Origin of the sequence: Pseudomonas sediminis (genome assembly GCF_002741105.1) — a bacterium.
Lineage (GTDB): Bacteria > Pseudomonadota > Gammaproteobacteria > Pseudomonadales > Pseudomonadaceae > Aquipseudomonas > Aquipseudomonas sediminis.
This window is the reverse complement of record NZ_NIQU01000002.1, coordinates 455,193-474,137: the sequence shown is the minus strand read 5'-3', so window position 1 is coordinate 474,137 and position 18,945 is coordinate 455,193. Positions and strand designations below refer to the sequence as shown.

The 18,945-nt window shown below is 61.1% G+C and carries 19 protein-coding genes; 14 read left to right on the top strand and 5 right to left on the bottom strand.

Annotated features, from left to right (window positions below; translation table 11 throughout):
- The first annotated feature begins 130 nt into the window (after positions 1 to 130).
- The 3 genes from eno (at position 131) to ispD (ending at position 2,682) form a co-directional block, all read left to right on the top strand.
- Complete coding sequence (gene eno, locus CDO35_RS07625) at positions 131 to 1,420, top strand: phosphopyruvate hydratase (RefSeq protein WP_099523446.1); 1,290 nt, start codon at positions 131 to 133, stop codon at positions 1,418 to 1,420.
- 288 nt (positions 1,421 to 1,708) lie between these two features.
- A complete protein-coding gene (locus CDO35_RS07620; RefSeq protein WP_099523444.1) occupies positions 1,709 to 1,987 on the top strand; it encodes a septum formation initiator family protein in 279 nt (92 codons plus the stop codon).
- On the top strand, positions 1,984 to 2,682 hold the full coding sequence (gene ispD / locus CDO35_RS07615) for a 2-C-methyl-D-erythritol 4-phosphate cytidylyltransferase (protein WP_099523442.1): 699 nt from the start codon (positions 1,984 to 1,986) through the stop codon (positions 2,680 to 2,682). The genes CDO35_RS07620 and ispD overlap by 4 nt, the downstream gene beginning before the upstream one ends.
- Before the next feature lie 13 nt (positions 2,683 to 2,695).
- Here ispD and CDO35_RS07610 read toward each other — a convergent pair whose 3' ends face one another.
- Both CDO35_RS07610 and CDO35_RS07605 read right to left on the bottom strand, forming a co-directional pair.
- A complete protein-coding gene (locus CDO35_RS07610; protein ID WP_099523440.1) occupies positions 2,696 to 3,019 on the bottom strand; it encodes an HPF/RaiA family ribosome-associated protein in 324 nt (107 codons plus the stop codon).
- 143 nt (positions 3,020 to 3,162) lie between these two features.
- The gene (locus tag CDO35_RS07605) at positions 3,163 to 4,059 is read right to left on the bottom strand and encodes a LysR family transcriptional regulator (protein ID WP_099523438.1); all 897 of its coding nucleotides are present in this window, start codon (positions 4,057 to 4,059) and stop codon (positions 3,163 to 3,165) included.
- A gap of 174 nt (positions 4,060 to 4,233) precedes the next feature.
- Between CDO35_RS07605 and CDO35_RS07600 the strand changes: the two genes are divergently transcribed.
- The 9 genes from CDO35_RS07600 (at position 4,234) to rpoS (ending at position 12,333) form a co-directional block, all read left to right on the top strand.
- The gene (locus tag CDO35_RS07600; RefSeq protein WP_099523435.1) at positions 4,234 to 5,346 is read left to right on the top strand and encodes an S-(hydroxymethyl)glutathione dehydrogenase/class III alcohol dehydrogenase; all 1,113 of its coding nucleotides are present in this window, start codon (positions 4,234 to 4,236) and stop codon (positions 5,344 to 5,346) included.
- A gap of 99 nt (positions 5,347 to 5,445) precedes the next feature.
- Positions 5,446 to 6,294, top strand: coding sequence for an S-formylglutathione hydrolase (gene fghA / locus CDO35_RS07595; RefSeq protein WP_099523433.1), 849 nt, complete (start codon positions 5,446 to 5,448; stop codon positions 6,292 to 6,294).
- A gap of 99 nt (positions 6,295 to 6,393) precedes the next feature.
- On the top strand, positions 6,394 to 6,867 hold the full coding sequence (gene ispF, locus CDO35_RS07590; protein ID WP_099523430.1) for a 2-C-methyl-D-erythritol 2,4-cyclodiphosphate synthase: 474 nt from the start codon (positions 6,394 to 6,396) through the stop codon (positions 6,865 to 6,867).
- Positions 6,864 to 7,922, top strand: coding sequence for a tRNA pseudouridine(13) synthase TruD (gene truD / locus CDO35_RS07585; RefSeq protein ID WP_099523428.1), 1,059 nt, complete (start codon positions 6,864 to 6,866; stop codon positions 7,920 to 7,922). The genes ispF and truD overlap by 4 nt, the downstream gene beginning before the upstream one ends.
- Complete coding sequence (gene surE, locus CDO35_RS07580; protein WP_099523426.1) at positions 7,910 to 8,659, top strand: 5'/3'-nucleotidase SurE; 750 nt, start codon at positions 7,910 to 7,912, stop codon at positions 8,657 to 8,659. The genes truD and surE overlap by 13 nt, the downstream gene beginning before the upstream one ends.
- 38 nt (positions 8,660 to 8,697) lie before the next feature.
- Entirely contained in the window at positions 8,698 to 9,333 is a 636-nt protein-coding gene (locus CDO35_RS07575; RefSeq protein WP_166432394.1) for a protein-L-isoaspartate(D-aspartate) O-methyltransferase, read from the top strand.
- A 25-nt stretch (positions 9,334 to 9,358) separates the two neighbouring features.
- Positions 9,359 to 10,297, top strand: coding sequence for a polyprenyl-phosphate transporter (locus CDO35_RS07570; protein WP_099523423.1), 939 nt, complete (start codon positions 9,359 to 9,361; stop codon positions 10,295 to 10,297).
- Between the two features lie 111 nt (positions 10,298 to 10,408).
- A complete protein-coding gene (locus CDO35_RS07565; RefSeq protein WP_099523635.1) occupies positions 10,409 to 11,224 on the top strand; it encodes a peptidoglycan DD-metalloendopeptidase family protein in 816 nt (271 codons plus the stop codon).
- Between the two features lie 101 nt (positions 11,225 to 11,325).
- Positions 11,326 to 12,333, top strand: a complete 1,008-nt coding sequence (gene rpoS / locus CDO35_RS07560; RefSeq protein ID WP_004424060.1) for an RNA polymerase sigma factor RpoS — start codon at positions 11,326 to 11,328, stop codon at positions 12,331 to 12,333.
- Between the two features lie 435 nt (positions 12,334 to 12,768).
- On the opposite strand, the gene fdxA is transcribed toward rpoS, so the two are convergent.
- The 3 genes from fdxA to CDO35_RS07545 form a co-directional block, all read right to left on the bottom strand.
- On the bottom strand, positions 12,769 to 13,092 hold the full coding sequence (gene fdxA / locus CDO35_RS07555) for a ferredoxin FdxA (RefSeq protein WP_017678218.1): 324 nt from the start codon (positions 13,090 to 13,092) through the stop codon (positions 12,769 to 12,771).
- A gap of 138 nt (positions 13,093 to 13,230) precedes the next feature.
- Entirely contained in the window at positions 13,231 to 15,798 is a 2,568-nt protein-coding gene (gene mutS / locus CDO35_RS07550) for a DNA mismatch repair protein MutS (RefSeq protein ID WP_099523420.1), read from the bottom strand.
- 91 nt (positions 15,799 to 15,889) lie between these two features.
- Positions 15,890 to 17,194: a methyl-accepting chemotaxis protein gene (locus CDO35_RS07545; RefSeq protein WP_099523418.1), complete on the bottom strand. Its 1,305-nt coding sequence runs from the start codon at positions 17,192 to 17,194 to the stop codon at positions 15,890 to 15,892.
- Positions 17,195 to 17,304: 110 nt separating this feature from the next.
- Here CDO35_RS07545 and CDO35_RS07540 point away from each other — a divergent pair, with 110 nt between their 5' ends.
- Both CDO35_RS07540 and recA read left to right on the top strand, forming a co-directional pair.
- Complete coding sequence (locus CDO35_RS07540; RefSeq protein WP_099523415.1) at positions 17,305 to 17,805, top strand: CinA family protein; 501 nt, start codon at positions 17,305 to 17,307, stop codon at positions 17,803 to 17,805.
- An 87-nt stretch (positions 17,806 to 17,892) separates the two neighbouring features.
- The gene (gene recA, locus CDO35_RS07535; RefSeq protein ID WP_099523412.1) at positions 17,893 to 18,936 is read left to right on the top strand and encodes a recombinase RecA; all 1,044 of its coding nucleotides are present in this window, start codon (positions 17,893 to 17,895) and stop codon (positions 18,934 to 18,936) included.
- Positions 18,937 to 18,945 lie beyond the last annotated feature (9 nt).

The window sequence follows — 18,945 nt, the reverse complement described above, 5'->3', positions numbered from 1 at the left end:
AAAGTGCCGCCCGAGAAAAATCCCCCTGACCCGTGAGTCAGAGTGAGCCGTCGATCTGCCCTCGGGCAGCGACGGCCCAGTGCAGCCTGCTGCTGCCGTCTTATCGTCAACCTTTGGAGCGTTATCAAGAATGGCAAAGATCGTCGACATCAAGGGTCGTGAGGTTCTCGACTCCCGTGGTAACCCCACCGTGGAAGCGGATGTAATTCTGGAAGGCGGCATCGTCGGTAGCGCATGCGCTCCGTCCGGCGCCTCCACTGGCTCGCGCGAAGCGCTGGAGCTGCGTGACGGCGACAAGAGCCGTTACCTGGGCAAGGGCGTGCTTAAGGCCGTCGCCAACATCAACGGCCCGATCCGTGACCTGTTGCTGGGCAAAGACGCTGTCGACCAGAAAGCTCTGGATCGCGCGATGATCGAGCTCGACGGTACCGAGAACAAGGCGACTCTGGGCGCCAACGCCATCCTCGCCGTGTCTCTGGCTGCCGCCAAGGCCGCTGCTCAGGCCAAGGGCGTGCCGCTGTACGCGCACATCGCTGATTTGAATGGCACCCCGGGTGTCTACTCCATGCCGGTACCGATGATGAACATCATCAACGGCGGCGAGCATGCCGACAACAACGTCGACATCCAGGAATTCATGGTGCAGCCGGTTGGCGCCAAGAATTTCGCCGACGCCCTGCGCATGGGCGCCGAGATCTTCCATCACCTCAAAGCCGTGCTTAAGGCCCGTGGCCTGAACACTGCCGTCGGTGACGAAGGTGGTTTCGCGCCGAACCTGGCTTCCAACGAAGATGCCCTGGCTGCCATCGCTGAAGCCGTTGCCAACGCCGGCTACAAGCTGGGTGACGACGTGACCCTGGCGCTGGACTGCGCATCGAGCGAGTTCTACAAGGACGGCCAATACGACCTAGCCGGCGAAGGCAAGGTATTCAGCGGCGAAGGCTTTGCCGACTACCTGGCTGGCCTGACCGAGCGTTACCCGATCATCTCCATCGAAGACGGTATGGACGAGTCCGACTGGGCCAGCTGGAAAGTCCTGACCGACAAGATTGGCGCCAAGGTACAGCTGGTTGGCGACGACCTGTTCGTCACCAATACCAAGATCCTCAAGCGCGGTATCGATGAGCAGATTGGTAACTCGATCCTGATCAAGTTCAACCAGATCGGCTCGCTGACCGAGACCCTGGAAGCCATCCAGATGGCCAAGGCCGCTGGCTTCACCGCCGTGATCTCGCACCGCAGCGGTGAAACCGAAGACAGCACCATCGCCGACCTGGCCGTGGGGACTGCCGCCGGTCAGATCAAGACCGGTTCGCTGTGCCGCTCCGACCGCGTTTCCAAGTACAACCAGCTGCTGCGCATTGAAGAGCAACTGGGCGGCAAGGCTCCATACAAGGGCCGTGCCGAGTTCCGCGGCTGACATCTGCGTGGTAGAAAAGGGCGACGCAAGTCGCCCTTTTTCGTGGTTATTCCAGCGTTTGCGCTGCATGCTGTAGGAGCGGATTTATCCGCGATTTTTCGCGGCTGAAGCCCCTCCTACAAAGGCTGCGTCATTGCAGGCAGGGCCTTTTTCGTGGACGCTTCGTCGATCTCTGGGAACCAATGCACGGATGCAGGTACCGAAACCCCATGTCACTCATCAGACGGCTTCTTTTCAAGCATGAACGCAGCCCCTACCATGCCGATGACTCATTCTGCGAGCCGCTCCATGCGTAGTCCGTATTGGCTGTTTATCGTGTTGGTCCTGTTGCTGGGCGGTCTGCAATATCGATTGTGGGTCGGCGACGGCAGCCTGGCTGCTGCCAGCCGTCTGCAACAGCAGATCGCCGAACAGAAGGGCGAGAACGAGCGTTTGCTGGAGCGCAATCGTATCCTCGAGGCCGAGGTGATGGAGCTCAAGCGCGGCATGGAGACCGTTGAAGAACGTGCACGGCAGGAGTTAGGCATGCTCAAAGAGGGTGAAACCCTCTATCTGCTGACTGAATGACCACGAAATTCTGGCTGGTGATTCCAGCTGCCGGTGTCGGTGCACGTATGGCAGCCGACCGGCCCAAGCAGTACCTGCAGATCGCCGGACGCTGCATTCTCGAACATACCCTGCATTGTTTCCTCGATCATCCCGGCCTGTTGGGCGCGATGGTATGCGTTGCCGTGGATGACCCGTTCTGGCCGCACTTGCCTGTGGCAAACGACGCGCGTATCCGCCGGGCGCCTGGCGGGCACGAACGCGCCGACTCGGTATTGGCAGGGCTGGAAGCGCTAGTCGCAGAGGGCGCGAACAGCGAGGATTGGGTGCTGGTGCATGACGCGGCACGACCCAATCTGTCCAGGGAAGACCTTGAGCGACTGTTGGACAGTCTCGCTGATGATCCGGTTGGTGGCCTGCTGGCGGTGCCAGCGCGCGACACGCTCAAGCGTGCCGGAAGCGATGGCAGGGTGGTGGAGACCGTGGATCGTAGCGTGATCTGGCAGGCTTACACGCCGCAGATGTTTCGTCTGGGCGCGCTGCGCGAGGCTCTGGCGCAAGCGCTGAAAGAAGGTGTGGCAGTGACCGATGAAGCGTCGGCCATGGAGTGGGCAGGGCAGTCGCCCCGGCTCATCGAAGGCCGGGCGGACAACCTCAAGGTCACCCGCCCGGAAGATCTGCATTATCTACAACGTATCTGGCGCGAGAGTCGCTGAGCGATCCGCAGCATCAGTGCGTCCAGCGCTTGGCGTCTTTGCCCAGGTTGCGATCCAGCGCGTTGGTCAGCTTGTTCATGGCACCGTCGATTGCCTGCTGCAGTTCGCTGGCATCGTGGGAGACCGTCAACGGGTCGCGTCCTTTCATCCGCGCCTCGACTTTGCAGCGCTTGTCCTGCGGACCACTTTTGAGCGCGTTCTCGTCGGAGAGATGAATTTCGATCCGGGTGAGGTGGTCCTCGTAGCGCTGGAGCTTGTCCCGGACGCGACCGCGAATGTCGTCCTTGAAGTCCATCGAGGAGGTGACGTGCTTACCACTGTTGACCAGAACCTGCATAACCATGTCCTCATGTAGCTGAGTTCGTGAGGCCCCGTTTGAGCGGGGTGCATAGATTGTGACGCGGTCGTCTCGCCCAAGTTTCGCCCTGGCTTGTGACATTCCATGACTGTTCAGCTGGGTGACAAGGTTGTTGCAAAATCTCAGGCGGGAGCGAGGTATTCGATGCGTTGGCGGAGCCCCTGGTGCAGGGCGTCGATCAACTGGCGCACTTTGGGTGAAAGGTGACGTTGCTGTGGGTAGAGCGCCCACACTGCGGTATTGGGTGGGCGATGCTGCTCCAGTAGAGAGGTCAGCCGCCCGCTACGCAGATGTTCGAGGACGTAGTAATCGGGTAGCTGGCACAGGCCAAAACCGCGTAGCGCAGCGTCGAGCACGGCCTGGCCGCTGTTGCAGCGCCAGTTGCCCTGCACTCGCACTTGGGTTTCCCGTCCATTTTCGGCGAAGCTCCAGGTCTCGCTGCTGCCGATCAGGCAATTATGGCGCGCCAGCTCCGACAGCGAATGAGGGCGGCCGTAACGTTGCAGGTACTCGGGTGCTGCGCACAGGTACATCTCGCGGGGCGCCAGGCGTGCGGCCATCAAGCGTGAGTCCTGCAGGCGTCCCAGGCGGATGGCCAGGTCCAGGCCATCGTGCAGCAGGTCGAGCGGGCGGTTGGACAGTTCTATCTCGACGCGTAACTGTGGATGTCGCGCCATGAAGTCATTGACTAGTGGCACGATGAAGCGCTCGCCATACGCCACGGCGCAAGTCATGCGTAGCAGCCCTTTGGGTTCGGCGCCAAGATCGCCGACTGCACGCAACGCTTCTTCGCGGGCATCCTGCAGGCGCTGGCAGTGTTGCAGAAACAACTGGCCGGCCTCGGTCAGTGCTACCCGCCTGGTGCTGCGGTAGAACAGACGGCTCTGCAGGCGCTCTTCCAGGCGTGCGACCTGGCGGCTGACCTGCGAAGTGGACAATCCCAAGCGCTCGGCCGCCGCACTGAACTGCCCGCACTCGGCCACGGCGACGAATTCGTCGAGTCCTTCCCAGCGATTCATCGATGCTTGTTCTCCTGTGCTCCCGATTGCATCCGGTTGGCTCGTAGAGGGGGCGCTTGCAGGGCTCAATATTATCCCTGTACAGCAATAATGTTTTGCTATTTCGCTGATTATCTCTTGTCGGCCGTGAACTAGACTGCCGGCCATTGCCCACGCTCTCTGGAGAGAACTGCCATGATCAAATCCCGCGCCGCCGTCGCCTTCGCCCCGAATGAGCCCCTGAAAATCGTCGAGGTCGATGTCGCGCCACCTCAGGCCGGAGAAGTGCTGGTACGTATTGTCGCTACCGGCGTCTGCCACACCGATGCCTATACCCTGTCCGGCCAGGACAGCGAGGGCGTGTTCCCCTGCATTCTCGGTCACGAAGGTGGCGGTATCGTCGAGGCGGTGGGTGAGGGCGTCACTTCGCTGGCGGTCGGCGACCACGTGATTCCGCTGTACACCGCTGAATGCGGCGAGTGCAAATTTTGCAAATCCAACAAGACCAACCTGTGCAGCTCGGTACGCGCCACCCAGGGCAAGGGGCTGATGCCCGATGGCACCAGCCGCTTCTCCTACAACGGCGAGCCGGTCTACCACTACATGGGTTGCTCGACCTTCTCCGAGTACACCGTGCTGCCGGAAGTGTCTCTGGCGAAGATCCCCAAGGAGGCGCCGCTGGAGAAGGTCTGCCTGCTTGGCTGCGGCGTGACCACCGGTATTGGCGCCGTGCTCAATACCGCCAAGGTTACCGAGGGCTCCACCGTGGCCATCTTCGGTTTGGGTGGCATTGGTCTGGCGGCGATCATCGGCGCCAAGATGGCCAAGGCTTCGCGCATCATCGGCATCGATATCAACCCGGCCAAGGAAGCTGTGGCGTGTGAGCTGGGCATCACCGATTTCGTCAATCCGAAGGAGCACAGCAAGCCGATTCAGGAGGTCATCGTCGAGATGACCGATGGCGGCGTCGACTACAGCTTCGAGTGCATCGGCAACGTGCAACTGATGCGCGCTGCGCTGGAGTGCTGCCACAAGGGCTGGGGCGAGTCGACCATCATCGGCGTGGCACCAGCTGGTGCCGAGATCAGCACCCGTCCGTTCCAGCTGGTCACCGGTCGTGTCTGGCGTGGCAGCGCCTTCGGTGGTGTCAAGGGTCGTACCGAGCTGCCCAGCTATGTCGAGAAGTCGCAGAGCGGTGAAATTCCGCTGGACACCTTCATCACCCACAACCTGCCGCTGGAAGAAATCAACGAGGCGTTCGAGCTGATGCATGAAGGCAAGAGCATCCGCACCGTCATTCATTTCTGATGAAACGCCGTGCGGCCTCATGGCTGCACGGATTCTCGCGGGGTGCGCTGTGCGCACCGCAACCCCTTGGTGCGCATGGCGTACCCTACGGAGCGGCTCATGACCCTCGAAATCGTTTCCAGCAACAAGAGCTTCGGTGGCTGGCACAAGCGCTATCGCCATCGTTCCAGCAGTCTCAACTGCGACATGGTGTTCGCCGTCTATCTGCCACCCCAGGCGGAGCAGGGTGCCAGGCTGCCGGTGTTGTACTGGCTGAGCGGCCTGACCTGTACCGACGAGAACTTCATGCAGAAGGCCGGCGCTCAGCGCATGGCGGCCGAGCTCGGGTTGATCATCGTCGCACCGGACACCAGCCCGCGTGGCGAGGGCGTGGCCGACGACGCCAATGGTGCCTATGACTTCGGCCTCGGCGCAGGTTTCTACGTCAATGCCACCCAGGAACCCTTTGCGCGCCACTACCGCATGTACGACTACGTGGTGCAGGAGCTGCCGGCGTTGATCGAGGCCAATTTCCCTGTATCGGACAAGCGTGGCATTGCCGGGCATTCCATGGGCGGCCACGGTGCGCTGATCTGCGCGCTGAAGAACCCGGGGCGCTATCAGTCGGTATCGGCCTTTTCACCGATCTGCAATCCGATGAACTGCCCGTGGGGGGAGAAGGCGTTCTCGCTGTACCTCGGCGAGGAGCGTTCGCGCTGGCGTGAGTGGGATGCCTGCGTGCTGATCGCCGAGGCTGGCGAGAAACTGCCGATCCTGGTCGATCAGGGTGATCGTGATGATTTCCTCGACGGCCAGCTCAAGCCGCAGGCCCTGCAGGCTGCGGCCAAGGCCGCCGCTCATCCGCTGACCCTGCGCATGCAGCCAGGCTATGACCACAGCTACTACTTCATCGCCAGCTTTATCGACGATCACCTGCGTCACCATGCAGCCGCTTTGCTCCCGGCGTAACCCGGATGAAATCCGGGGCGCGAAATTCCCGGATTTCATCCGGGTTACGGGGCAATGCGGTTAGAATCACGCCCTGACTTTTTCAGGGCGTTGTTCTTTATGCGTATCGGTCATGGCTATGACGTACACCGCTTCGGCAAGGGCGATTTCATCACCCTCGGCGGCGTACGGATTCCCCATAAGTTTGGTCTTGTCGCTCATTCCGACGGCGACGTGCTGCTGCACGCGCTGAGCGATGCCCTGCTCGGTGCGGTAGCGCTGGGCGATATCGGCAAACATTTCCCCGATACCGATCCGACTTTCAAAGGCGCCGACAGCCGTGCGCTGCTGCGCCATGTGATGGGCCTGGTGCGTGGCAAGGGCTACGCGGTGGGTAACGTCGATGCCACCATCATCGCCCAGGCACCGAAGATGGCGCCGCATATCCAGGGCATGCGCGAGCGCATTGCCGAGGATCTGGGTATCGAACTGGATCAGGTCAACGTCAAGGCCACTACCACCGAGAAGCTTGGTTTCACCGGGCGTGAGGAAGGTATCGCGGTGCACGCCGTCGCCTTGCTGGTCAAGGCATGAACGAGCTGCAACTGCTGGGGCCGCGCGCCCATGGTGAGGCGTGTGGTCGGGCGGTGCTCAAGGCCACTGCCGAGGATTTTCAGGTCGATGAAGTGCTGGATATCCCGCTCACTGGCCAGGGTGAGCATCTGTGGTTGTGGGTGGAAAAGCGCGGCCTGAATACCGAAGAGGCCGCCCGGCGGATCGCCCGCGCTGCCGGCCTGCCGCTCAAGGCGGTCAGTTACGCGGGACTCAAGGATCGCCAGGCGCTGACCCGGCAGTGGTTCAGCCTGCACCTGCCGGGCAAGGCCGACCCCGATCTGGCCGCTGCGCAGGGCGATGATCTGGTCGTTCTGCGCAGCCAGCGACACAATCGTAAATTGCAGCGTGGTGCCCATGCCGCCAACGGCTTCACTCTGCTCCTGACTGCCCTGGAGGCGGACCGCGAAGCGCTGGAGCAGCGTCTGCAGCGTATCGCCGAGCAAGGCGTGCCCAACTATTTCGGCTTGCAGCGCTTTGGCTTCGACGGCGGTAATGTCGAGCAGGCGCGTGATTTTGCCTCGCGCCAGGAGTTGCCGGTGCAGCGCAACCTGCGCTCGCGCCTGCTGTCTTCGGCGCGCAGTTACCTGTTCAACCAGGTGCTGGCCAAGCGCGTGGCCGCTGGCACCTGGAACCAGGCTCGGATTGGCGACCTGCTGGCCTTCACTGCCAGTCGCAGTTTCTTCATGGCCGGCGAGGCCGAGTGTGTTGACCCGCGCCTGGCTATTCTCGATCTGCATCCCACCGGCCCGCTGTGGGGGGACGGTCCGTTGCCGACCGCTGGTGAGACCCAGCAACTGGAGCAGGCGGTGGCCGATGAGGCTGGGCAACTGGTGCAATGGCTGATCAAGGCGGACATGGCGCACGAACGGCGAATTCTGCGCCTCCCCATCGGCGGCCTGTCATGGCATTATCCCGAACCCGATATTCTGCAACTTGCATTCGTCCTGCCGGCCGGGTGTTTCGCCACCGTGGTGGTGCGCGAATTGCTCGATCTGGTGCCAGCAGGGCAGACGGATACTCCATGCGAATTCTGATTTCCAACGACGACGGGGTGAACGCACCCGGTATCGCTGCGTTGCACCAAGCGCTGGCCGACTATGCCGAGTGCGTAGTGATCGCGCCTGCCGAAGACAAGAGCGGCGCCAGCAGCGCACTGACGCTCGATCGTCCGCTGCATCCCATGGCCTTGGCCAATGGCTACATCAGCCTCAATGGCACGCCGACCGATTGTGTGCACCTGGGGCTCAATGGCTTGCTCGAGCAGACGCCAGATATGGTCGTCTCCGGCATCAACCTGGGCGCCAACCTGGGTGATGACGTGCTCTATTCCGGTACTGTCGCCGCCGCGCTCGAGGGCCGCTTCCTGAGCAAGCCAGCGTTCGCCTTCTCGCTGTTGTCGCGTCTTCCCGACAATCTGCCGACCGCCGCCTATTTCGCCCGCAAACTGGTCGAGGCGCATGAGCGGCTCGAACTGCCGCCGCGCACCGTACTCAACGTCAACGTGCCGAACCTGCCGCTCGAACATATCCGTGGCGTGCAGCTGACCCGACTCGGTCATCGCGCGCGCGCGGCGGCGCCGGTCAAGGTGGTCAACCCGCGTGGCAAGGAAGGTTACTGGATTGCCGCCGCCGGGGATGTCGAGGACGGCAGCCAGGGCACTGATTTTCATGCCGTGATGCAAGGTTATGTATCGATCACGCCGCTACGGCTTGATCGCACGTTCAATGAGGCCCTCGAAACGATGGATGGCTGGCTGGAGGGCATCTTCTGATGCGTGGACAGGACGACATGCAACGCAGCGGGATCGGCATGACCTCGCAGCGTACCCGCGAACGCTTGATCCAACGCCTCTACGAGGAAGGGCTGTCCAATGCGCGGGTGCTGGAAGTGATCCGTCGCACGCCGCGTCATCTGTTCGTTGACGAAGCCCTGGCGCACCGAGCCTATGAAGACACGGCGCTGCCCATCGGGCATAACCAGACGATTTCCCAGCCTTACATGGTCGGTCGCATGACCGAGCTGCTGCTGGCTGCTGGCCCGCTGGACAAGGTGCTGGAGATCGGCACCGGTTCCGGTTACCAGACCGCCGTGCTGGCACAGCTGGTCGAGCGGGTGTTCTCTGTGGAGCGTATTCAGGTGCTGCAGGATCGCGCCAAGGAGCGTCTGGCCGAACTCAAGCTGCGCAACGTGGTCTTTCGCTGGGGTGATGGTTGGGAAGGTTGGAACGCGCTCGGTCCGTACAACGGCATCATCGTCACCGCCGCCGCCGCGCAAGTGCCGCAGGCACTGCTAGATCAATTGGCTCCGGGTGGACGCTTGGTCATCCCGGTCGGCAGTGGTGATGTGCAGCAGTTGTTGCTGATCGTACGTGAAGAGCAGGGTTTTTCCCGGCATGTGCTCGATGCGGTGCGTTTCGTGCCATTACTCAACGGGCCGCTGGCCTGATCGCTTTTTCGCTCCGGAAGGATCCATGAAGAAACATTTTCTGCTCTATGCCAAGGGCTTGGCCATGGGCGCTGCAGATGTCGTGCCTGGCGTTTCCGGCGGCACCATCGCTTTCATCAGTGGCATTTATGACGAGTTGCTGCGCTCCATCGCCAGCATTCCCGAAGCGCTCTTGCTCCTGCTGCGTGGCCGCATCAAGGACGCCTGGCAGATGGCCAATGCGACCTTTCTGCTGGTGCTGCTGTGCGGCATCCTCACCAGTATCCTGACGCTTGCGCGCTTGATCACCTATTTGTTGCACTATCATCCGATTCCGGTGTGGTCGTTCTTCTTCGGATTGATTCTGGTGTCCACCTATTTGGTGGGGCGCGAGATCGGGCGGTGGAACTGGAGCAGGGTGGTGAGTTTTGTGCTCGGTCTGGCTTTCGCCTACTGGATCACCGTCGCGGCGCCCATGCAGTGGGGCAGTGACCTGCCGACTCTGTTTCTGGCTGGTGCCATCGCTATCTGCGCAATGATCCTGCCGGGTATCTCGGGCAGTTTCATCCTGCTTCTGCTGGGTCTTTACTCGGTGGTACTGGGAGCGGTGAAGGATCTCAATCTCGTGGTCTTGGCAGTGTTCGCCAGCGGCTGTCTGGTTGGCCTTCTCAGTTTCGCTCGTTTGCTCAGTTGGCTGCTTTCACGTTGGCGTGACCTCAGCCTGGCGTTTCTCGCCGGCCTGATGCTGGGTTCGCTGAACAAGGTCTGGCCCTGGAAGGAAACCCTGAGCTGGCGCGTCGACAGTAAAGGCGAGCAAGTGCCGCTGCTGCAGAACAATCTGCTACCAGGGCATTTTGCAGAAATCAGTGGTCAGGATCCGCAGTTGCTGTTTGCCATCGCACTGGCAATTGGCGGCATCGTTCTAGTGCTCGGTTTGGAGTGGCTGGCGAGTCGTCGGCCAGTCGATACTGGTCGCGCCGAATAAATACGGCACAATAGGCGCCGTACTCGGAATCATTCAGGGAGCTGTTGGGTGAGTTGGACCGTCCTTCACGTGCTAGTCCGCGCAGTAGCAGCCATTCGCCTGCCTCTGGCCATGCTTGCTGTCTCCGCGTTGGTCGGCTGTGTCAGCTCGCCCCCAGGTGGTGTGCAGGTAGTTGATCGCGGGCAGAATCAGGGACGAGCTCCAGTGGTACAGCGTCAGCCCGTGCGTAGCGGCCACTATGTGGTGCAGCGTGGCGATACGCTCTATTCCATTGCCTTTCGTTTCGGCTGGGACTGGAAGGCGCTGGCTGCGCACAACGGTTTACGCGATCCCTATATCATCCGTGTTGGCCAGACGATCCGTTTCGACAACCGCCCGGTAGGTAACAGCCAGTCGGTCGCTTCGGCACCGCCTCCAACCACCTCGACTGTTATCACCCAACCAGTGCCCAGTCGTCCGCCGGTTGCCGTGACTGCGCCGCCTGCAACTCAGCCCGCTCGCCCGCCGGTAGCCAATACGCCAGCGACGACGCCAGTCACTCCAGTGAGTCGTTCTGCCAGTGGTTGGTCCTGGCCAACTGAAGGCGCGGTAATCAGTCGTTTTTCCTCAAACGGTAGTTTGAATAAAGGCATTGATATCGCTGGGCAATTAGGCCAGCCTGTTTTAGCTGCGTCTGATGGATCAGTGGTGTACGCCGGGAGTGGTTTGCGGGGCTACGGCGAGTTGATCATCATCAAGCACAGCGATACCTACGTAAGTGCTTACGGTCATAACCGCAGGTTGTTGGTACGGGAGGGGCAGCAGGTCAAAGCCGGGCAAAGTATTGCCGAAATGGGGTCCACAGGGGCCGACCGGGTGAAGCTGCATTTTGAGATTCGCCGCCAAGGTAAACCTGTCGATCCGCTGCAATATCTGCCACGTCGTTGATCCGTCGCTGACCCGTTCCATCACGTAGGAGGGACGGGCTCAGGTGTGGCCAGGACGGTTCCGCCAGAGTCTGTTGTCGAACTCAGCTAGGGACAACAACAATGGCTCTCATCAAAAAAGAAGCGCCGGAGTTTGACGTCGACGATGAACTGCTCCTCATGGAGCCAGGCATCGTTTTCGGCGAGGTTCAGGGCGATGAGGTGGAAGCGCCTGTCGCACGTACCAAGGCCAAGAACGCCACCCCATCCAAGCAGCACAAGTACATCGACTACACCCGGGCGCTAGACGCCACTCAGCTTTACCTCAACGAAATCGGTTTCTCTCCCTTGCTCACTCCCGAAGAGGAAGTGCACTTCGCGCGTCTGGCGCAGAAGGGCGATCCTGCCGGGCGCAAGCGCATGATCGAGAGCAACCTGCGGCTAGTCGTGAAGATCGCCCGACGTTACGTCAATCGCGGTCTTTCCCTGCTCGATCTGATCGAGGAGGGTAACCTCGGCTTGATTCGCGCCGTGGAAAAGTTCGATCCGGAGCGGGGGTTCCGTTTCTCGACCTATGCCACCTGGTGGATTCGCCAGACCATCGAACGCGCCATCATGAATCAGACGCGAACCATCCGTTTGCCGATTCATGTGGTCAAGGAGCTCAACGTCTACCTACGAGCGGCTCGTGAGCTGACCCAGAAACTCGACCATGAGCCTTCTGCGGAAGAAATTGCCAACCTGCTGGAGAAACCGGTGGGTGAGGTCAAGCGCATGCTCGGCCTCAACGAGCGGGTGTCTTCGGTGGACGTCTCGCTTGGCCCTGACTCGGACAAGACGTTGCTCGATACACTGACCGATGATCGCCCGACCGATCCCTGCGAGCTGTTGCAGGACGATGATCTGTCGCAGAGCATCGATCAGTGGCTCTCCGACCTGACCGACAAACAACGGGAAGTCGTTGTGCGCCGCTTCGGCTTGCGCGGCCACGAAAGCTGCACTTTGGAAGAGGTAGGCCAGGAAATCGGCCTGACTCGCGAGCGAGTGCGGCAGATTCAGGTCGAAGCGCTCAAGCGCCTGCGGGAGATTCTCGAGAAGAACGGCTTGTCCAGCGACGCCTTGTTTCAGTGAGGTTTCGCCTCGATCACGAACCCGGCTCCGGCCGGGTTTTTTATGCACGCTTATGTAAGCCATCGCTTACAGGTATTGTCAGTATATGTTCTGAAAGCCCATGGTTTTTACTGAGCTTTTACTTAACTGTTTGTTTTTTAAAGATTTTAAAAAATCATGAACAGACTGGGTCAATCTGAGTCGGGTTGTGCGGTTGCCTGAAGCGGCTAATATCACACCCGTGCTCAGGGACAAGCACAGGCCGTCAGGATGAGGGTCAGGAACATCGCAAGACGCGATTCATCAGGACGATGAGTTGGGAAACAAAGGGACTAGGGAATAAAAGTGGGCGGCGCAAGCCGCCCCTTTTTTTGCGCGTTATTCGTAGTGCCAGCCTGACGCTCCGTTCAAAGTAAAAGACCCGCACTTGGCGGGTCTTTGTGTTTCTGGGCGAACTCAGCGCTCCAGATGTTGCAGCTTGTCCTTCACGCCATCCCACTCTTCGGCGTCCGGCAGTGCTTCTTTCTTCTCGGTGATGTTCGGCCACACTTCAGCCAGGTCGGCGTTCAGTTCGATGAACTCCTGCTGGTCTTCGGGCACTTCATCTTCCGAGAAGATCGCCTGCGCTGGGCACTCCGGCTCGCACAGGGCGCAATCGATACACTCATCCGGGTGAATGACCAGGAAGTTCGGGCCTTCGTAGAAGCAGTCCACCGGGCAGACTTCCACACAGTCGGTGTATTTGCACTTGATGCAGTTGTCGGTGACGACGAAGGTCATTCTGATTCTCTCCTCGGGCGGCGGCCCGAGCCCTTTCTGTGAAGGGCTGTCAGGCGCTCTGTCTGTGGCCGCGGCTCAGGCTGTAAACCGGGCGGTCGTAAAATTGCGCGCGATTCTAGCAGTTTGTTGTATTGAGCGTTAGATCTGCGTCTTCCATGTATATAACAGCTCCAGCGCCTTGCGCGGAGTCAGATCATCCGGATTGATCTTGTGCAATTGCTCCAGCAGCGGGTGCGGCACGCTGGCGAACAGATCGCTTTGCATCGGCGCCTGCGGCTGGCCGGCTTCCTGGCGTGGCAGGTCGTGCGGCAGGCTGGTAGCCTCCAGGCGCGCCAGGTGCTCGCGTGCGCGGCTGATTACCGTGCCGGGTACACCAGCCAGTTGCGCTACAGCCAGGCCGTAACTCTGGCTCGCAGGGCCTGGCTGAACGTGGTGGAGGAAGACGATGCGCTCGTTGTGCTCGGTGGCCGAGAGGTGCACGTTGGCCACCACCGGCTCGCTTTCCGGCAGCACGGTCAGCTCGAAATAGTGTGTGGCGAACAGGGTGAAGGCGCGCAGGCGCGCCAGGTGCTCGGCGGCTGACCAGGCCAGCGACAGGCCGTCGAAGGTACTGGTGCCGCGGCCTACCTCGTCCATCAACACCAGGCTACGCTCGCTGGCGTTGTGCAGGATGTTGGCAGTTTCGCTCATCTCCACCATGAAGGTGGAACGGCCGCCAGCCAGGTCATCGCTCGAGCCGATACGGGTGAAGATACGATCGACCAGCGACAGCTCGCAGGCCGCCGCCGGCACGAAGCTGCCGATATGGGCCAGCAGCACGATCAGCGCAGTCTGGCGCATGTAGGTGGATTTACCACCCATGTTCGGCCCCGTGATGACCAGCATGCGGCGGCTGTCGTCGAGATCCAGATCGTTGGCCACGAAGGGCGTGGTCAGCACCTGCTCGACCACCGGGTGACGGCCCTGGTCGATACGCATGCATGGTTCGTCGACGAAACGCGGGCGATTCAGGTCAAGGTTCAGCGAGCGCTCGGCCAGGTTGCTCAGTACGTCCAGTTCGGCGAGGGCCGCGGCACTATCCTGCAGTGGCGCTAGATGGCCGATCAGGCGCTCGAGCAACTCGTCGTAGAGCATCTTTTCGCGGGCCAGGGCGCGACTCTTGGCCGACAAGGCCTTGTCTTCGAACTCCTTCAGCTCGGGGGTGATGAAACGCTCGGCGCCTTTGAGCGTCTGTCGGCGGATGTAGTCAGCTGGCGCCGATTCGGCCTGCTTGGTCGGCAATTCGATGAAGTAGCCGTGCACGCGGTTGTAGCCGACCTTGAGGTTGGCCAGGCCGGTACGCTCCTTCTCCCGAGCTTCCAGATCCATGAGGAACTGGCCGGCGTTCTCGCTCATCGCCTGCAGCTCGTCCAGCTCGGCGTCGTAGCCGGTTTTCAGCACGCCGCCGTCACGGATCACCGCCGGCGGGTTGTCGATGATGGCGCGGGCCAGCAGATCGGCCAGTTCCGGGTAGGTGGAGATGCTTCCGGCCAGCTGTTGCAGGTGCGGGGTGTCCAGCGTGGTCATCGCCATCTGCAGTTCGGGCAGTGCCGCCAGAGCGTCGCGCAGGCGGGCGAGGTCGCGTGGGCGGGCGTTGCGCAGGCCGATGCGGGCAAGGATGCGTTCCAGATCGCCAATTTCCTTGAGCTGCGGCTGCAGCGTTTCGAAGCGATAGCCGTCGAGCAGGCGGGCGATGGCGTCCTGGCGCGCCTCCAGCACCGCGCGATCACGTAGCGGGCGGTTCAGCCAACGGCCCAGTAGGCGGCTGGCCATGGCGGTCTGGCAGCGATCCATCACCGACTGCAGGGTGTTATCGCGGCCGCCGGCGAGGTTGATGTCCAGCTCCAGGTTGCGGCGGCTGGCGCCGTCGAGGATCACCGTGTCGTCCAGGCGTTCGTGACGCAGGCTGCGCAGGTGGGGCAGGGCGGTGCGCTGAGTTTCCTTGGCGTAGCCGAGCAGGCAGCCGGCGGCGCCGATGGCCAGGGTCAGGTTCTCGCAGCCGAAGCCTTTCAGGTCCTGAGTGCTGAATTGCTGACACAGGCTCTTGAACGCGCTGTCACGGTCGAAATCCCATGGCGCGCGACGGCGCGAGCCTTTGCGTTTTTCGGCTGGCAAGCCCTGGGGCCAGTCATCCGGGATCAGCAGCTCGGCGGGGCTCAGGCGTTCCAGTTCAGCCAGCAGGTTTTCCCAGCCTTTGATCTCCTGCACGCTGAATCGGCCGCTGGTGATATCCAGCACGGCCAGGCCGAACAGACGTTCGTCACCGAGTACCGCGGCCAGCAGGTTGTCACGGTGCTCATCAAGCAGGGCTTCGTCGCTGATGGTGCCGGGGGTGATGATGCGCACCACCTGACGCTCCACCGGGCCCTTGCTGGTGGCCGGGTCGCCGATCTGTTCGCAAATCACCACCGACTCGCCGAGCTTGACCAGCTTGGCCAGATAGCCCTCGAGCGAATGGAAAGGAATACCGCACATGGGGATCGATTGGCCGGCCGACTGGCCGCGTGCGGTCAGGGTGATGTCGAGCAGCTTGGCGGCTTTCTTCGCGTCTTCGTAGAAAATCTCGTAGAAGTCACCCATGCGATAGAACATCAACTGATCCGGGTGCTGGTTCTTCAGCTTCCAATACTGCTGCATCATCGGGGTGTGTGCGGAGAGATCGGTCATGCCGGGCCTTACGTGCGGTGGGTGTGACGAAGCCGGGAATTTTCCCATACTTCGTCCCTCACGTGGGCTGCGAATCTGACGCGATTACCTGTCAGTCGGTGAAGGTCACCGAGAACTGGGCCACAGCCTCAACCACGCGCTGCGACTCGCTGCGTATCTCGCGGATCACTTCGCCGGCCTGGTTGGCCAGGTCTACGCCGGTGCGTGCACGCTCTCGCGTGGTTGCCATGCTGGCCACTGCGTTGCGTGTAAGGCTCTGGTTCTGTTGAACGACGCCGTTGATCTCCTGGGTGGCCTGGCTAGTGCGCGAGGCCAGTTGACGCACTTCATCGGCCACCACGGCGAAGCCGCGGCCCTGTTCACCGGCGCGTGCTGCTTCGATGGCCGCGTTGAGTGCCAGCAGGTTGGTCTGGTCGGCGATACTGCGGATCACCTGAACGATGCTGGTGATCTGCTCGGATTGTTTGTTGAGGCCTTCTATCTGTTCGGCCACATGAGCCAGTTCGCTGGCAATGTCGGCAACCACCTCGACGGTCTGGGCTACCGTGCGCGTGCCGTGATCGGCGGAAACGTCGGTTTCCTTGGCGATGTCATGAGCCAGCTGGGCTGCGGCAGCCTCCGAGTCGCGGCGTTCGACCTGAGCGGTGATGTCGCTGGCGAATTTCACGACGCCATAGACGCGGCCGTTAGCGTCGTACAGGGGGTTGTAGGTGGCGCGCAGCCAGACCTGACGGCCTTGTTTGGTCACTCGGCGAAAGCGATCGGACATGAACTCGCCCTTGTTCAGGCGAGCCCAGAACTGATGGTAGTCCTCGCTGTGGCTGTCCTCGTTCAGGCAGAAGAGCCGGTGATGCTGGCCAACCACCTCGTCTCGGCGATAGCCCATCAGGTCAAGGAAGTTCTGGTTGGCACTGACAACGTGACCCTCGAGGTTGAACTCGATCACCGCCATAGAGCGGTCGATGGCCTTGATATAGCTCTCGTGCATATGTTCGGCCGCTACCTGGCGGGTGATGTCGGTGGCAATCTTCATGACTTTGGTCACAGAGCCCCGGGCGTCACGGATTGGCATGTAGGTCGCTTCCAGCCAGACCTCCTTGCCGTCTCGCGTCACTCGAGGGAATCGATCACTGAAGTGCTCACCCTGGCGTAGGCGCTGCCAGAACTGCTGATAAGCGAGGCTCTCGCTCAGGCTTCGGGGGCAAAACATGCGGTGGTGTTTGCCGACAATGTCCTCCAGGCGATAATTCACCACGCCAAGAAAGGCTGGGTTGGCGTCGAGAATGATGCCGTCCGGGGTGAATTCGATCATCGCCATCGATTGGCGAATGGCCTGTAACTCCGCCGCTCCCAGATCCTGCGCGTCCTTGTGTTCCTTGTTCCGTGACAGCCACATTGCAGTGCCTCCTGTCGCACCCTAGCCGTGATAACAGTAGACGAAATTTGCCGTTTCCACTGGCGGTGCAAGCTGTGTAGGGTTTGCCGTTCGATGAGCGAGGAGTGGATATGGACAGAATCAGCCAACTGGCCGAGCAACTGGGTGCAGCATTACAGGCGCAAGCTGCCCAGGTCACCACTGCGGAGTCCTGTACAGGCGGCGGTATTGCCGAGGCAATCACTCGCATCCCTGGCAGTTCGGCCTGGTTCGAGGCCGGCTATGTGACGTACTCCAACACCCAGAAAACCAAGCAGTTGGCTGTGTGTGCCGACTTTTTCGCCAGTGTGGGCGCCGTTAGCCGGGAGGTGGTCGAAGCGATGGTGCGTGGTGCTCAGGCCAATAGTGGGGCGCGCTATGCCGTAGCAGTCAGTGGTGTGGCTGGGCCGGGCGGTGGTTCCGTGGACAAACCAGTCGGTACGGTCTGGTTGGCCTGGGGCGACGGCGAGCGTCTTTTCAGTGTGCGCAAGCAGTTCGCGGGTAACCGCGATGAGGTGCGCCGACAAACGGTCGAGGCCGCTCTGGCGGGGCTTCTGCGCCTGTTGGCGGAGGAAAATCCGCTTATGGGGTAGGCGGGCGACTTGCCCTGTGGAATAATACTGGCTACTTATACAGTTGTCGGCGGCCCTAGGGGCCCTTGTTAATACGTGAGGATGGTAATGGACGAGAACAAGAAGCGCGCTTTGGCGGCTGCCCTGGGTCAGATCGAGAAACAGTTCGGCAAGGGCGCGGTCATGCGCATGGGCGACCATGAGCGTCAGGCCATTCCGGCTATCTCCACCGGTTCGCTTGGGCTGGATATCGCACTGGGTATCGGCGGCCTGCCGAAGGGACGTATCGTCGAGATCTACGGCCCGGAATCCTCTGGTAAGACCACGCTGACCCTGTCGGTGATCGCCGAAGCGCAGAAGCTTGGCGCCACCTGCGCCTTCGTCGATGCCGAGCATGCGCTCGACCCGGATTATGCCGGCAAGCTCGGCGTCAACGTCGATGATCTGCTGGTATCGCAGCCGGACACTGGTGAGCAGGCACTGGAAATCACCGACATGCTGGTGCGCTCCAACGCTATCGACGTGATCATCGTCGACTCCGTGGCGGCTCTGGTGCCCAAAGCGGAAATCGAAGGCGAGATGGGTGACATGCACGTAGGTCTGCAGGCGCGTCTGATGAGCCAGGCGCTGCGCAAGATCACCGGTAATATCAAGAACGCCAACTGCCTGGTGATCTTCATCAACCAGATTCGTATGAAGATCGGCGTGATGTTCGGTAGCCCGGAAACCACCACTGGTGGTAACGCCCTGAAGTTCTACTCCTCGGTTCGTCTGGATATCCGCCGTACTGGTGCGGTGAAGGAAGGCGAAGAGGTTGTGGGCAGCGAAACCCGCGTGAAGATCGTCAAGAACAAAGTCGCGCCTCCTTTCCGCCAGGCGGAGTTCCAGATCCTTTACGGCAAAGGCATCTACCGTAATGGCGAGATCATCGATCTCGGCGTGCAACAGGGCCTGGTCGAGAAGTCGGGTGCCTGGTACAGCTACAAGGGCAACAAGATCGGTCAGGGCAAGGCCAATGCGGCCAAGTACCTGGAAGACAATCAGGAAGTGGCGCGCGAGATCGAAGGTCTGATTCGCGAGAAGCTGCTGGTCAGCAGCACTCCGGCCAAGGCTTCGGCTGCCGATCTGGCTGATGCTGAAGTCGACTTCTAAGTCGTCAGA